Here is a 14,418-nt window from a genome sequence, read left to right on the forward strand (position 1 = left end):
GGGCCGAAGCGGTGCCTTGTTACCGCCAAAACGCCCCCGTCGCCCGGCGCTTGCCGCACTGCGGCAAACTGCGCAACAATCCAATCATCTTCGAACCGTCGACCTTCGGGTACGTGGGCGGCCGGTTCGGCAATAAAGAATGCGCAACAGCCAGATGCACATCGAACAGGGGTCTTCCATGCTGAAACGGGCCATTTCCGCCGTCGCCATCGCCGCGGCCGTCACCATCGCCGCGCCGGCCTTCGCCGGCGAGACCGTCGATGCGATCAAGCAGCGCGGCACGATCAAGTGCGGCGTCAATGTCGGCCTGGCCGGCTTCTCCGAGGCGAACGACCAGGGCCAGTGGGCCGGGGTCGACGTGGATGTCTGCCGGGCGGTGGCCGCGGCCCTGCTGGGCGATGCCACCAAGGTCGAGTACACGCCGCTGACCGCGCAGCAGCGCTTCACCAGCCTGCAGTCGGGCGAGATAGACATCCTGTCGCGCAACACCACCTGGACCCTGACCCGCGATACGAAGCTGGGCCTGAACTTCGCCGGCGTGAACTATTATGACGGCCAGGGCTTCCTGGTGCCGAAGGCGCTGGGCGTGAAAAGCGCGAAGGAGCTGTCGGGGGCCACTATCTGCGTCGAGCCCGGCACCACCACCGAGCTGAACCTGGCCGACTATTTCCGCGCCAACAACATGCAGTTCGAGCCGGTGGTGATCGAGAACATCAACGAGGCCACCTCCGCCTTCTTCGAAGGCCGCTGCGACGTCTACACCACCGACGCCTCGGGCCTGGCCTCGATCCGCCAGACCAAGGCGCCGAACCCGGCCGACTACGTGATCCTGCCGGAGATCATCTCCAAGGAGCCGCTGGGCCCGGTCGTCCGCCATGGCGACGACCAGTGGCTGGACATCGTGAAGTGGTCGCTGATCGCGATGCTGGAAGCTGAGGAGAAGGGCGTCACCTCCGCCAATGTCGACAAGATGAAGGAGTCCAAGGACCCGACCATCATGCGCCTGCTGGGCACCACGCCGGGCATGGGCGAGGCGCTTGGTGTCGACGAGGAATGGGCCTACCGCATCGTCAAGCAGGTGGGCAATTATGGCGAGAGCTACGAGCGCAACCTGACCGCCCGCCTGGGCCTGGAGCGCGGCCTGAACGCGCTGTGGACCAATGGCGGCCTGATGTACGGCTTCCCGATCCGCTGACCGGGACCGCCGTCTGATCGCAAGCAGGTCGGTGCACGGCCCGGGGGCGCCTCCGTCGGCGTCTCGGGCCGTGCCGCCCGCATGTCCTTTCTCCTGACCTCGTCCCGGCAGGCCGTATGAGCGCCGCATCCGGAAACGGGCGCCCCGGTAACAGCCCCTCTGGCAATAGCCCCTCTGGCAATAGCCGCTCTGGCAACAAGCGGGGCGCCGGCGGCCAAAGCCGGATCGTCGCGGCGCTGATGAGCGCCTCGGTCCGCAACATCCTCTACCAGGTGGTCGCCGGCGTGATCGTGCTGGCCGTGGCCTGGTACCTGGTCGGCAACACCCTCGACAATCTGGCGCGGCAGAACATCGCCACCGGGTTCGGCTATCTGGACCTGGAGGCGGCGTTCGGCATCAGCGAACATATGATCGACTACGCGCCGACGGACGACTACGCGCGCGCGCTGCTGGTCGGCATCCTGAACACCGTGAAGGTCGCGGTGATCGGCATCCTCCTGGCCACGCTCCTGGGCCTGGTGGTCGGCATCATGCGACTGTCGCCGAACTGGCTGCTGGCGCGGCTGGCGGCGGTCTACATCCACGCCTTCCGCAATGTGCCGGTCCTGCTGCAGCTGGTGTTCTGGGCGGCCTTCATCCGCGCCTCCTTTCCCAGCCCGCGGGAGGTCGGGCAGGAGGGAGCCGCAATCTTCCTGACCAACCGGGGCATCTACTTCCCCTGGCCGGAGCTGGGCGATGCCGGCGCGGCGACCCTGGTCGGCCTGGCCGTCGGCCTGCTGGGCTGGTTCTTCCTGCGGCGCTGGGCCCTGGCCCGCCAGATGACGACCGGTCGATCCTTCCCGCATCTCTGGGCCGGGCTCGGCCTGGCGCTGGCTTTCACGGTGCTGGGCTGGCTGCTGGGCGGGGCGCACCTGGTTCTCGACATGCCGGCACTGGCCGGCTTCAACTTCCGCGGCGGGGCCCGCATGACGCCGGAATTCGCGGCGGTGCTGTTCGGCCTGACGATCTACACCTCCGCCTTCATTGCCGAGGTGGTCCGATCCGGCATTCAGGCGGTGCCGCGCGGCCAGTGGGAAGCGGCCGAAAGCCTGGGCCTGCGCCGCGGCCAGATGATGCGGCTGATCATCCTGCCGCAGGCGATGCGGGTGATCGTGCCGCCGCTGACCAACCAGTACCTGAACCTGACCAAGAACAGCAGCCTGGCGGTGGCCGTCGGCTATCCGGACCTGGTTTCGATCTCCAACACCACGATGAACCAGACCGGCCAGGCGATCGAGGCGATCTCCATCTTCATGGCGATCTACCTGGCGCTGTCGATCCTGACCTCGGTGTTCATGAACTGGTTCAACGCGCGAATGGCCCTGGTAGAACGATGAAGGGGGTGGATCGATGAGCGGGCGCCCCGATCATGTGCCGGCGGACGGCCCCCTGACCTCGGATGCTGCCGCCTCGCGGCTGGCGATGAAGGCCGATCCGGGTTCCGCCCGGCGGGCCACGAAATGGCTGCGCGACAACCTGTTCTCCAGCTGGCTGAACGCGGCGCTGACCATCGCCGCCCTGGCCTTCCTGGTCTGGACCGTGCCGCCGCTGCTGAACTGGCTGTTCTTCGAGGCGGTCTGGGCCGGCACGCCGGAGGATTGCCAGGCCGGCGATGGCGCCTGCTGGGCCTTCATCGGCGAAAAGATGCGCCAGATCCTGTTCGGCCAGTACCCGCCGGACGAACAGTGGCGGCCGCAAGCCGCCGTCGTCGTGCTGCTGGCGGCGATCGCCGTCTCGCTGATCCGCCGCTTCTGGCGCGTCTGGCTGGCCCTGCTCTGGATCCTGGCCTTCGTCATCCTGGGCTGCCTGATGTGGGGCGGGATCCTGGGCATGTCCTATGTCCCGAACCACCTGTGGGGCGGCCTGCCGCTGACCCTCCTGCTGGCGACCGTCGGGGTGATCGGCGCCTTTCCGCTGGGGCTGGCCCTGGCGCTGGGGCGGCAGTCGAACCTGCCCTTCATCCGCACCCTCTGCGTCACCTATATCGAACTGATCCGCGGCGTGCCGCTGATCACGGTGCTGTTCATGGCCTCGGTGATGTTCCCGCTGTTCCTGCCGGAGGGGATGACCATCGACAAGCTCCTGCGGGCGCAGATCGGCATCATCCTGTTCACCGCCGCCTACCTGGCGGAAGTGTTCCGCGGCGGCCTGCAGGCGATCCCGAAGGGCCAGTACGAGGCGGCGGCCGACCTGGGCCTCAGCTACTGGCAGTCGATGGGGCTGATCATCCTGCCGCAGGCGCTGCGCCTGGTGATCCCGCCGACGGTCAACAGCTTCATCTCGATGTTCAAGGACACCTCCCTGGTGATCATCATCGGGCTGTTCGACCTGCTGGGCACCGTGCGGCTGGCGCTGACCGACCCGCCCTGGAGCCGCTTCCACACCGAGGGCTATGTCTTCGTGGGCGCGATCTTCTTCCTCTTCTGCTTCGCCATGGCCCGCTATGCGAGCTACCTGGAGACGGAGATGGGGAAGGCGCATGCCCGCTGACATATGCATTCCCGCCGGCGGCGCGCCGGCGTTCCACCGCCGCTGAAGGAGAGCCGAGAATGTCCGAGGCGATCGACGATATCCGGCACGAACCGACCCCGGCGCCCGGCCGCGAGGTGGTGATCGAGGTCGCGCATGTCGACAAGTTCTTCGGCGAGTTCCAGGCGCTGCGCGACATCAACCTGACCGTGCGCCGCGGCGAGCGGATCGTGATCTGCGGCCCGTCGGGCTCCGGCAAGTCGACCCTGATCCGCTGCCTGAACCGGCTGGAGGTGCACCAGGCGGGCACCATCGTGGTCGACGGCGTCGAACTGACCGACAACGTCAAGAATATCGAGGCCGTGCGGCGCGAGGTCTGCATGGTGTTCCAGCACTTCAACCTGTTCCCGCACAAGACGGTGCTGGAGAACCTGACCCTGGCGCCGATCTGGGTGCGCAAGATGCCGCGCCGCGACGCCGAGGCGCTGGCGATGAAATACCTGGAGCGGGTGCGCATCGCCGAGCAGGCGAAGAAATATCCCGGCCAGCTCTCCGGCGGCCAGCAGCAGCGGGTGGCGATCGCCCGCTCGCTCTGCATGGAGCCGAAGATCATGCTGTTCGACGAGCCGACCTCCGCCCTCGACCCGGAAATGGTGAAGGAGGTGCTCGACGTGATGGTGGAGCTGGCGAAGGAGGGCATGACCATGCTCTGCGTCACCCACGAAATGGGCTTCGCCAAGCAGGTCGCCGACCGGGTGATCTTCATGGATGCCGGCCAGATCGTGGAACAGAACGAGCCGCAGGCGTTCTTCGACAATCCTCAGAACGAGCGCACGAAGCTGTTCCTCAGCCAGATCCTGTAGGGCTGTCCGGGTGCGGCGGACGACGGCGCGGCAGGGATCCCCTGCTTCTCCCAGGAACCGTCGCTCGCGTACTTGATACGCGAGTCCATGCCGCCGCCTCTCAATAATAGCCTGCCCTGATTGAGCCCCGCGGCACCATGGACCACCGCGACGAGCGCGGTGGCGACGGATTGGCAAGCGTAGCGGCGCTTGGCCGCTCAGACCTCCGGCACCTCGATCCGGGCATAGTCCGGCGGCAGCCAGACCGGCAGCGCACGGTACAGGGCGGCGATCACCCGCCCCGTGGGTGTGTCCGGCAGGCCATCGGCCTGCGCCGGCACCGGCATCCGGAAGGACAGGGCATCGCCGCCCCCGGCAAATTCGAAACTGCCGCCGGATATAGCGTGCGATGCCCAGGCCGGTGCCGTCTTCGGCCCGCCGGGCGGTCCAGGCGATATGGTCCTCCGCATCGACCGCCATCAGGCGGTCCAGCAGCGCGGGCGGCATGCGGCCGAGCGGGTGCAGGAAGCGCATCTGGCGGGAGCGCGGCGAGAGATGCTCGAAGGCGTCCAGCAGCGCCTCGCGGTCTTCCGGCCGCAAGGGCTGGAACAGCACCTCCATGCCGTCACGCAGGCGGGCCTGGATATGGACGGGATCGGGCAGCATCGGCATGGCCGCCGCGGTGGCGGGCGCTGGCTTCGGGGCCGGCTTCGGCATCGGCTTCAGTGAGGGCTTCAGATGCATCACGCATCACCATTTTGCGCTGCAACAATTCATTGTGCAACGCACAATATGGGGCGCCCGGCAGGATGTCCAAGGGGCTGGATGCATTGGCCCCATGCGTCCGACGCATTTCCGACCCGGAAGCTGCATCAGCTCTTTGCATGGCGGATCTCCCCGGTCCGGTCTTCATGTTCCGGTTCGACTCGGAGGTCGCGGCCGGCAGCCGGCTGGCGCACCTCGGTTTGGATCGCCGCCAGGTCCGGCACGGTGCCGTGCGCGGGGGCGACCGACAGCTCCGCCATCTGCCGCGCCTTGGGCAGGACGGAGCCTTCCAGGGTGCCGATCAGGGCGTTGTGGCGCTTCACATGGCCGTCCAGGGAGCGGCTGAGGTCTGCCACGGCGCCGCCCAGGCGCACCATCCGGCGATAGAGCTCCACCCCCAGGGCATGCAGCTTCTGCGCATCGGCCGCGACCTGCTCCTGCCGCCAGCCATAGGCGATGGCCTTGGCCAGGCCCAGGAAGGTGGTGGGCGAGCAGACGATCACCTGCCTGGCCCAGGCATCCTCGAACAGGGCGGGGTCGCGGGCCATGGCGGCGGCATAGAAGGGCTCGCCGGGTACGAACATGACGACGAAGTCGACACTGTCTTCCGGCAGGTGGCGCCAGTATTCCTTGCCGCCCAGCTGCATGGCGTGGCTGCGCATCGCCTTCGCGTGGTCGGCCAGAAGCCGTTCCCGTGCTGCCTCGTCGTCGCTGTCGATCGCGTCCAGATAGGCGGCCAGAGAGGTCTTGGCATCGACAACCAGGCTGCGCCCGCCGGGCATGCGGATGACGACATCGGGGCGGAAGCGGCCCTCTTCCGTGGCGATGGTATGCTCGGTCTGGAAATCGGCATGTTCGGCCATGCCGGCCATCTCCAGCAGCCGGTGCAGCTGCTGCTCGCCCCAGCGGCCGCGGGTCTTCGGCGCGCTGCGCAGGGCGTTCACCAGGCCGGCGGTGGTGGTCTGCAGCCGGGCATGGGTCTCGCTGACCTGGCGCAACTGCTCCACCATCGCGCCCTCGTCGCGCTTGCGCTGCGCCTCGATCCGGGCGGTCTGCTCCCGGAACTGCTCCAGGCTCTGGCGCATCGGCTCCAGCAGCCCCTTCAGCCCCGCCTCGCCACGTTCATGCTGTGCGGTCACGATCTCCTTCGTGGTGCGGACCAGGCGGTCGGCGCCATTGTCCAGCAGGCGGGCCATCGCGACCTCCAGGTTGCGCTCGATCTGGCCGCGGACATTCGCCAGGTCCGCCATCCGTGCCTCATGGGCGGCCCGCTCGGCGTCCAGACGGGCGGCGAGCGCCGCCACTTCCGCGCTCCGGCTAGCCAGATCCGCCTGGGCGCCTGTCAGGCGTTCTTCCAGATCGGTCGCCCGTCCCTCCGCGGCGCGGATGCGCGGCGCCAGCCCTGCGTGCCGCAGCAGCCAGCCCAGCAGCAGGCCGACCGCCAGCGTGGCCGCGAGGGCCGCCAGCAGGATTTCCGGCCGCATCAGGTCCGGCGGCAGGGCGATCTCCAGTGACATCTCCGCTCCCATCGATGGCGCGCGCTCCGCACCACAGGGGTCCATGGTCCGGCAGCGCCGCTACGGGCGCAACATGGGCGGTCCCTTCGGCGGCAGCCCGCACCGGCCCGGCCGCCGGCGTTCAGCCCGGCGGCGCCCTGAATCGGAACCACAGGGCCGCGCTGCCGGCCAGCGCCACCAGGCCAAGGGCGGCGGACAGCGACAGCGCCGCGCCGGGCCCGGCAAAGTCGATCAGCGCGGCATAGCTGACCGGCGCCAGGGCGGAGGCGAAGAAGGCCGGCGCAGTCAGCCGTCCGACCAGGGCGCCATAGGTGGCCGGGTCGAACAGGACCAGCGGCTGGGTGCCCCGCACGATGGTCAGCAGGCCGTTGCTGATCCCATAGCCCAGGGCGAAGGCGGCTGCGGCGAATGGCGAGACCCCGCTGGCCAGCCCAGCCAGGAAGCAGAGTGGCAGCAGCACCGCCGCCAGGGTGCCGAGCGCCAGCGGGTCCAGGCGCGCGCCGAACAGCACCTCGCACAGCCTGGCGCCGGTCTGGCCGATGCCGCGCAGGGTGGAGAGGGAGACCGCCAGCCCGCTGCTGACGCCGAGGCCCGTCATCAGGCCGATCATGTGCGCGGAATTGGCGGAGTTCAGGAAGGCGACGATGGTGGTGACCAGGGCATAGAGGATGGTGGCCTGGCGGAAGGCGCTGTCATCGGCCGCCCGTGGCGGCGGCGGCTTCGGGCCGCTCCCGCCGCCGTCGCGGAAGCTGGCATCCGGCATCGCCCAGTGCAGCGGCAGGGTCGCCAGGGCGAAGACGGCATAGGCCAGCACCGCGCCGCGCCAGTCCAGCATGCCGGCAAGGGCATGGCCGATCGGCCAGAAGACGCTGGAGGCCAGCCCGCCCAGCAGGGTGATCTGCGCGATCGGCCGCCGCGCCGCCGTACCGCCGATCCGCGCCAGGCTGGCGAAGGCGGCCTCGTACAGGGTCATGCGCATGGCGATCCCCAGGATCGCCCAGGCGGCGAAGTAGGTCAGCAGCCCGTGCGACAGGGCCAGGATCACGCAGCCGGCGGCAAGCAGAAGGGAGCCGGCGCTCATCACCCGTCGACCGCCATGGCGGTCGATCCAGCCGCCGACCCGGCCCGAGACCAGCCCCATCGTCGCAAGCGCGCCGGAGAAACCGGCATATGTCAGGGTCGTCGACCAGCCCAGGTCCGCCGCGATGCGGGGGCCGAAAACGCCGATCAGGTAGTAGGAGATGCCCCAGCAGACGAGCTGTGACAGGCCCAGGCGGAGGACCAGCCAGCGGGTGATCATTTTGGGCCCGGCGCCGCGGTCAGCCCGGCGGCTGTCGGTCGCCGGACCCCAGTTCGCGCTGCATCAGCACGGAATCGAGCCAGCGGCCATGCTTCCAGCCCACCGACCGCAGCACCCCGGCATGGCTGAAGCCCAGGGCGGCGTGCAGCCCGATCGAGGCGCGGTTCGCGGAATCCCCGATCACCGCGATCATCTGGCGGAAGCCGCGATCCTCCGCCTCGTCGATCAGCCGCGCCAGCAGGGCGCGCCCGATGCCGCGGCCGTGCAGGTCGGGCGCTACATAGACGGAGTTCTCGACGGTGGCGGCATAGGCCGGGCGCGGCCGGTAGGGGCCGGCATAGGCGAAGCCCGCGACCCGGTCCTCCAGCCGCGCGACCAGCCAGGGATAGCCGCCGGCCAGGATCGCCGCGTGACGGCGCGCCATCTCCGCCGCGTCCGGCGGCGACAGCTCGAAGCTGGCGGAACCGTGCAGGACCGCATGGCGGTAGATCGCGGCGACGGCCTCCAGGTCCGCGGGGCAGCATTCGTCGACGCGAAGGGGCGCGGGCGGCGCGGCGGCTTCTGGCAGATGCGGGCTGGACATCGACGGCTCCGGGTTCGGTGAAACCATCTTGCCGCGCTTCGCCTCTTTCGTGAATCTTATGATTCTTATGCGAACCATAAGGAAAAGCTTGGGATGAGAGGCTGGAACCTGGAGCAGCTGCAGACCTTTGCCGAGGTGATCGAGCTGGGCAGCTTCTCCGCCGCGGCGCAGCGCGCCGGGATGTCGCAGCCGGCTGTGAGCCAGCAGGTCCGCCAGCTGGAGCGGCTTCTGGAAGTGCGGCTGATCGAGAGGGTGGGCCGGCAGGCGCAGGCGACGCCGGCCGGCGCCGTGCTGCTGCGCCATGTCCGCCAGATCCAGGAAGAAATCGCCGGCGCCCAGCAGGCCCTGGCGCCCCACCGCGACGGCGTGCTGGGCCGGGTGCGGATCGGCACCGGCGCCACCGCCTGCATCTACCTGCTGCCGCCCGTGCTGCGCGGCCTGCGGGCGCGGATGCCGGGGCTGGAGATTACGGTGCGGACCGGCAATACGGCGGACATCCTGCGGCTGCTGGAGAGCAACGACCTGGACCTGGCGCTGGCCACGATGCCGATCCCGGGCCGGGCGCTGCAGGTGACCCCGGTGCACGAGGACCCGCTGGTCGCGGTGTTCCCCGCCGGTGCCGCGCCGGCAGGGCGACCGGTGACGCCGGCGGTCCTGGCGGACCAGCCGCTGCTGCTCTACGAGGCCGGCGGCAATACAAGGCAGATCATCGACCGCTGGTTCGCGCGCGGCGGCCGGTCGCCGAAGCCGGTCATGGAACTGGGCAGCGTGGAGGCGATCAAGCAGCTGGTCGGGGCGGGACTGGGCTGGGCGGTCCTGCCGCGGCTGGCGGTCGCGGTCCCGGATCCGGCCGCCGGCCTCGGCGCGGCGCCGCTGTCGCCGCCATTGTCGCGCAGCCTGGGCCTGGTCCTGCGCCGGGACAAGCTGCTGACCCGCGGCCTGCGGGAGACGATCGCCGCCCTGCAGGGGGCTGCCGCCTGATGGCGCTGTCCCGTCGCCGGCAATCAGAATGAATGGGGCAGCGGTAGTTGGCGAGGTCGCGGATGATGTATGTGGTGCATGCAGGCTGGATCAAAAAAAGCAAGAATGCATTTCATAAAAATTGTTGGAAGTCGAATAATTGTCTATTTTGTTCTATTTTTCCAAAAAATATTTGAAAAAGCGAAATTAAAATAGCTACCATACAATATGATATCATGGTAATTGTTTTGTTTTTATTTCCTTGAGAAAGGAAAACAAATGTTAAGGTGCTGCCGGTAGAACGGCGGCATGACACGGCTGCACGATACCGACAGGCCTTGCGCGCTGTCCGAGCGCATGCTTTCCGCCGGACTGGTCATCGCAATCTCGGTGCCGGGCGTCTTTGCATTTCTCGCGTCGTTTGCCATCGTCAGCGGGCGCGACACGCTGGCCCCTGGTTAGGGCGATAAAGTCGATCGTCCGACACTCGGACCATCTTGCCGAGCCGGATACTGGTTTCGCCGCCGGTCGTGTTGCGGCTGTCTGGGATGACTGCCCATCAAAGTCGGTATGTCGAGCCAATACATGGTCTTGCCATCGAAACAAAAAAGAAATCGAATGAAAGACAAAGACCAGACAGACCGGAACCTTGCCAGCTGCGAGGCGCCGGTCGATCGCGACATGTTCCTCCAGGATGTCATCCTCGATCTGGCCGACACGATACAAAACGTTGTCGGGGCAAAAGATGCCAAGGGTTTCATCTCGATCGTCGGCGCCAGGATGGGCGATCGGTTGAACGAGCGGTACAAGAAGCAGGCGGCCCGATCCAGCCTCGACAGAACCGAGGTCGCGCAAGTGCTTGTCGATCTGAAAAATCGGATCGATGGCGATTTCCGCGTCGTTGAGGAGAACGACGACCGGATCGTGCTCGTCAACGGTCGATGCCCCTTTGGATCTTCGGTTCTGGGCAAGCCCGCGCTCTGCATGATGACGTCGAATGTCTTCGGCAGGATCGCAGCCGAGAATCTGGGCTACGCCCATATCGTCATCGAAGAGGCAATCGCACTCGGCCATGCCGGCTGCCGGGTTGTCGTGAACCTGAAACCCGATGCCGAGACCGAGGGCGAAGGAACCGAATATTTCGGAATGCCGGCAAATGAATGAAGGCTTCCTGGACGCGATCGTCGGATCGCTCGCCGACCCCATTGTGGTGATCGACCGCCATGCGCGCATCTTCTGGAGCAACAGGGCATTCGCCGCCCTGGCAGGACCGGCCCGCGTGGGAGAACCCCTGGACCTCTGGCTGCGAGGTGCTGACCGCACACTTTCCGAGATCCTTGCGCTGGCGTGGGGAAGCACCAATCGGATGCCGTTCAGGGCGATACTGGGCTCCAACGAGGGCGAAACGTGCCGGGCAGAGCATTGGCGACTCCAATGGCAGACCGAACCGCTTGTCGCCATCCGCCTGTTCGACAGCGATACCGACGTCTCCCGTTTCGTGCTTCTGAACGAGACCATCGATCGGCTCAACAAAGAGATCAAGGCGCGCCGGGAACTAGAGAACTCGTTGAGAAGCGCTGTAGCCGAACTGGAACTCGCAAATGACACGAAGAAGCGCATTCTGGCCGAGGTCAGCCACGATCTGCGCACGCCGTTGAATGCGATTCTAGGCTTCGCCGAGGCGATGCAGTGCGGCATTGGCGGCACGCCACACGCCAAACACGCAGAGTATCTTCAGGACATACGAGCCAGCGGCCAGATGCTTCTTGAAATGGTAGACCAGATCCTCAAAGTGGCGGAACTCGGCAACCAGACCGACGACGTCGTGGAGGTCCTGGTTGATCTCGGCGAGTGCATCCGACGCAGTGTCGCTGTTGTGTCGGCCGCTCACTCTGCCAAGAATCTGACCTTCCTCATTCCAGACGAGTTCCGGTTGCCGAAACTCCTGGCGGCCAATTCCACGATCACAACGATTCTCTCCAATCTGCTTGAGAATGCGGCCAAGTTCTCCGAGCAGAGCGGACAGGTTCAAGTCGAAGTCGAACGGAAGGAGGACGGCGGATTGTGTCTTCAGGTGGTCGACGGCGGACCTGGTATTTCCAAGGACGACCTGGGTCGCATCTCGGCCCCTTTCTTCCGATCGTCCTCACCTTACGTAAGCCGGGGATCGGGATATGGTTTGGGGCTGTCGATTGTGGCCAGTCGCGTGTCCAGCATCGACGGCCGTTTGGACTTCGAGAGTGCCGTCGGTATGGGCACGAGGGCAATGATCCACATTCCTTCGGCACGCGTTCTCTGGTTACACCAGAACTCCTGAGCCGGCCGACTGCCGCGAAATCATCCGGTGCGGCATTTTCCCATTGAGCCGCCCGGACTGTTGCAGGATGGTTCTCGATCTCAGCCTTGGCGGAAGCGACCGGTGGGTCCCGGCAGCCGCGGGTCAAGCCCGCGGGCAACGATGAGGGAGGTGCTCAGTCGATGTGGGCCGGGTCCGCGCCGCGCTCTGCGAGTTCTCGGCCGATCGCCGTCATCAGCGGTTCGTGCAGCTGCGGCGGCGCGGCGACGATGCTGTCCAGGCGCGGCAGCGGCTGGTTGTAGACCAGTGGGCGCCCCCGCATGTCGGTCGCGAGGCCGCCCGCTTCGCGCACGATCAGGTCGCCGGCGGCGACGTCCCACTCGCTCTTCTCGCTCAGCGTGACGCTGGCGTCGTAGCGGCCGGCGGCGGCCAGCACCAGGCGGTAGGCGATGGAATTGCGGTAGAACCAGTCGGCGTCCGGCATCTCTGCGTGATGGCGCAGGCGGTTGAAGATGCCGCGCGAGGTGAGGATGCGCGCGCTGCGCAGGTCCGGCCGGTCGGAGACGCGGATTACCGTGGCGTTGCAGGTGGCGCCGCCGCCGGCGGCGGCGGCATAGAACTCGTCGGTCGCGGGGGCGAAGACGGCGGCCAGCACCGGTACACCGTCCAGCGACAGCGCGACGGAGATCGAGAAATGCTCCCGCCCTTGCACGAAGGCGCGCGTCCCGTCGATCGGGTCGACGATCCAGACCGCCCGGCGCTCCAGGCGGCTCTTGTCGTCGGCGCTCTCCTCGCTCAGCCACCCATAGTCCGGCCGGGCGCCGGTCAGGGCCTCGCGCAGGTGACGGTCGATCGCCAGGTCGGCCTCGGTCACCGGGTCGTCGTCGCCCTTGTCCCAGGTCTTCGGGTCCTGCCGGAAGAAGGACATGGCGATGGTGCCGGCCTCCCGCACTGCCGTTTCCAGCAGCTGCGCGTCGCCGCTCAGCGAGGCGGCGGCGGGACCCGATCGGGCGGGCACCGGGTCAGGTGCCCGCAACGGTCATGCCGTCGATCCGCACGGTGGGGGAATCGATGCCGCGCTTGCGTTCCAGGTCGTCCGCCGGGGTCAGGGTCTGGAACATGTCCTTGAGGTTGCCGGCGACGGTGATCTCGGAGACCGGATAGGCCTTGCGGCCATTTTCCACCCAGAAGCCGCCGGCGCCGCGGCTATAATCGCCGGTGACCGCGTTGACCCCCATGCCGATCAGCTCGGTGACATAGAGTCCTTCGCCCATCTCCGCCAGCAGCTCGTCCACGCTGCGACGGCCGGGATTCAGGGCCAGGTTGGTCAGCCCGGGCCCCGGCGGGCCGCCAGCGCTGCGGCTGGCATGGCCGGTGGTCTTCAGGCCCAGCTGGCGCGCGCTGCCGCAATCCAGCACCCAGGAGGTCAGCACCCCGTCGGAGATGAAGTCGCGGCTGCGGCCGATCACCCCCTCGCCGTCGAACGGGCGGGAGCGCAGGCCGCGCGGCCGCAGCGGGTCGTCGGTGACGGTGATCCCCTCGGCAAAGATCCGCTGCCCCATCCGGTTCCGCAGGAAGGAGGTGCCGCGGGCGACGGCCTGGCCGTTGATCGCGCCGGCCAGGTGGCCCAGCAGGCTGCCAGCCACCCGGCGGTCGAACACCACCGGCACCTTGCGGCTGCCGACCTTGCGCGGTTTCAGCCGGGCCACCGCCCGTTCGCCGGCAGTGCGGCCGATCTGCTCCGCCGCGTCCAGGTTGCGCAGGTGGCGGACCGCGTCATAGTCGCTGTCGCGCTCCATCCCCAGCCCCTCGCCGGCTATGGCCGACATGGCAAGGTGGTAGTGGCTGCCGGCATAGCCGCCGGCAAAGCCTGTGGAGGTGGCAAGCGCAACCCGGCCGCTGCCGAAGCCGGCGCTGGCGCCGTCGGACTTCGTGACCCCGTCGACGGCGAATGCCGCCTCCTCGGCGGCGCGGGCCATGGCGATCAGCTCCTCGGTCGTCGGCTCGGCACCGTCGCGCAGGTCCAGCTCCGCGGTCAGCCGGGCGATCTCCTCCGCGCTGCCCAGCAGCTCGGGCTCGGCCAGGCCGCACCAGCGGTCCTCGGGCACCGCGCGCGCCATCGCGATGCCGCGCTCCACCAGCTCCGCCAGGGCGGCGGGGGATGTGTCGGAGGACGAGGTGAGCGCCTGGCGCTGGCCGACGAAGACCCGCAGCCCGACATCGCGGGATTCGGACCGCTCCACATCCTCCGGCTTGCCCATCCGCCAGGAGACCCCGGACGACAGGCTTTCGGTCAGAATGGCATCGGCCGCGTCGGCACCGGCGGCACGGGCCCGGCCGACGAGGTCGGCGAGAAGGTCGAGATCGTTCTGCTGGGTCACATGGTCTCCTGCAGGCTCTTCGACCGCCCTCCACGCCGGCAGTCGTCCGGCGGCCACGCAGGGCCGCCGGA

General features: G+C 67.8%; 15 protein-coding genes. 9 read left to right on the top strand and 6 right to left on the bottom strand.

Annotated elements, in window-relative coordinates; translation table 11 throughout:
• Positions 1 to 178 precede the first annotated feature (178 nt).
• The 4 genes from ACFOGJ_RS04260 (at position 179) to ACFOGJ_RS04275 (ending at position 4,566) form a co-directional block, all read left to right on the top strand.
• Positions 179 to 1,195, top strand: a complete 1,017-nt coding sequence (locus ACFOGJ_RS04260; protein WP_379898412.1) for an amino acid ABC transporter substrate-binding protein — start codon at positions 179 to 181, stop codon at positions 1,193 to 1,195.
• A 239-nt stretch (positions 1,196 to 1,434) separates the two neighbouring features.
• The gene (locus ACFOGJ_RS04265; RefSeq protein WP_379898413.1) at positions 1,435 to 2,571 is read left to right on the top strand and encodes an amino acid ABC transporter permease; all 1,137 of its coding nucleotides are present in this window, start codon (positions 1,435 to 1,437) and stop codon (positions 2,569 to 2,571) included.
• A 13-nt stretch (positions 2,572 to 2,584) separates the two neighbouring features.
• Positions 2,585 to 3,724 carry an amino acid ABC transporter permease gene (locus tag ACFOGJ_RS04270; RefSeq protein WP_379898415.1) on the top strand — a complete coding sequence of 380 codons (1,140 nt, stop codon included), beginning with the start codon at positions 2,585 to 2,587 and terminating at the stop codon, positions 3,722 to 3,724.
• Positions 3,725 to 3,783: 59 nt separating this feature from the next.
• On the top strand, positions 3,784 to 4,566 hold the full coding sequence (locus ACFOGJ_RS04275) for an amino acid ABC transporter ATP-binding protein (protein ID WP_379898416.1): 783 nt from the start codon (positions 3,784 to 3,786) through the stop codon (positions 4,564 to 4,566).
• A 197-nt stretch (positions 4,567 to 4,763) separates the two neighbouring features.
• Here the strand turns inward: ACFOGJ_RS04275 and ACFOGJ_RS04280 are convergent, their stop codons facing one another.
• Positions 4,764 to 4,886, bottom strand: coding sequence for a hypothetical protein (locus ACFOGJ_RS04280; protein WP_379898418.1), 123 nt, complete (start codon positions 4,884 to 4,886; stop codon positions 4,764 to 4,766).
• Between the two features lie 115 nt (positions 4,887 to 5,001).
• On the opposite strand from ACFOGJ_RS04280, the gene ACFOGJ_RS04285 reads away from it, so the two are divergent.
• Positions 5,002 to 5,274, top strand: a complete 273-nt coding sequence (locus tag ACFOGJ_RS04285; protein WP_379898419.1) for a hypothetical protein — start codon at positions 5,002 to 5,004, stop codon at positions 5,272 to 5,274.
• Between the two features lie 143 nt (positions 5,275 to 5,417).
• On the opposite strand, the gene rmuC is transcribed toward ACFOGJ_RS04285, so the two are convergent.
• The 3 genes from rmuC to ACFOGJ_RS04300 all read right to left on the bottom strand — a co-directional run bounded on the left by rmuC (position 5,418) and on the right by ACFOGJ_RS04300 (position 8,710).
• Complete coding sequence (rmuC, locus tag ACFOGJ_RS04290) at positions 5,418 to 6,827, bottom strand: DNA recombination protein RmuC (protein ID WP_379898421.1); 1,410 nt, start codon at positions 6,825 to 6,827, stop codon at positions 5,418 to 5,420.
• Positions 6,828 to 6,948: 121 nt separating this feature from the next.
• Positions 6,949 to 8,127: an MFS transporter gene (locus ACFOGJ_RS04295; protein ID WP_379898422.1), complete on the bottom strand. Its 1,179-nt coding sequence runs from the start codon at positions 8,125 to 8,127 to the stop codon at positions 6,949 to 6,951.
• Positions 8,128 to 8,146: 19 nt separating this feature from the next.
• Entirely contained in the window at positions 8,147 to 8,710 is a 564-nt protein-coding gene (locus ACFOGJ_RS04300) for a GNAT family N-acetyltransferase (RefSeq protein WP_379898424.1), read from the bottom strand.
• Between the two features lie 93 nt (positions 8,711 to 8,803).
• Between ACFOGJ_RS04300 and ACFOGJ_RS04305 the strand changes: the two genes are divergently transcribed.
• The 4 genes from ACFOGJ_RS04305 to ACFOGJ_RS04320 all read left to right on the top strand — a co-directional run bounded on the left by ACFOGJ_RS04305 (position 8,804) and on the right by ACFOGJ_RS04320 (position 11,987).
• Positions 8,804 to 9,691: a LysR family transcriptional regulator gene (locus ACFOGJ_RS04305; RefSeq protein WP_379898425.1), complete on the top strand. Its 888-nt coding sequence runs from the start codon at positions 8,804 to 8,806 to the stop codon at positions 9,689 to 9,691.
• A 288-nt stretch (positions 9,692 to 9,979) separates the two neighbouring features.
• The gene (locus ACFOGJ_RS04310) at positions 9,980 to 10,132 is read left to right on the top strand and encodes a hypothetical protein (RefSeq protein WP_379898426.1); all 153 of its coding nucleotides are present in this window, start codon (positions 9,980 to 9,982) and stop codon (positions 10,130 to 10,132) included.
• A gap of 156 nt (positions 10,133 to 10,288) precedes the next feature.
• Positions 10,289 to 10,834 carry a methanogen output domain 1-containing protein gene (locus ACFOGJ_RS04315; RefSeq protein ID WP_379898427.1) on the top strand — a complete coding sequence of 182 codons (546 nt, stop codon included), beginning with the start codon at positions 10,289 to 10,291 and terminating at the stop codon, positions 10,832 to 10,834.
• Positions 10,827 to 11,987, top strand: coding sequence for a sensor histidine kinase (locus ACFOGJ_RS04320; protein ID WP_379898430.1), 1,161 nt, complete (start codon positions 10,827 to 10,829; stop codon positions 11,985 to 11,987). The genes ACFOGJ_RS04315 and ACFOGJ_RS04320 overlap by 8 nt, the downstream gene beginning before the upstream one ends.
• Positions 11,988 to 12,141: 154 nt before the next feature.
• Here ACFOGJ_RS04320 and ACFOGJ_RS04325 read toward each other — a convergent pair whose 3' ends face one another.
• Both ACFOGJ_RS04325 and ACFOGJ_RS04330 read right to left on the bottom strand, forming a co-directional pair.
• Positions 12,142 to 12,984, bottom strand: coding sequence for a 3'(2'),5'-bisphosphate nucleotidase CysQ (locus ACFOGJ_RS04325; RefSeq protein WP_379898431.1), 843 nt, complete (start codon positions 12,982 to 12,984; stop codon positions 12,142 to 12,144).
• A 4-nt stretch (positions 12,985 to 12,988) separates the two neighbouring features.
• Positions 12,989 to 14,347, bottom strand: coding sequence for a TldD/PmbA family protein (locus ACFOGJ_RS04330; protein ID WP_379898432.1), 1,359 nt, complete (start codon positions 14,345 to 14,347; stop codon positions 12,989 to 12,991).
• Between the last annotated feature and the right edge of the window lie 71 nt (positions 14,348 to 14,418).

The sequence above is a fragment of the Marinibaculum pumilum genome (genome assembly GCF_042646425.1).
Classification (GTDB): domain Bacteria; phylum Pseudomonadota; class Alphaproteobacteria; order Ferrovibrionales; family Ferrovibrionaceae; genus Marinibaculum; species Marinibaculum pumilum.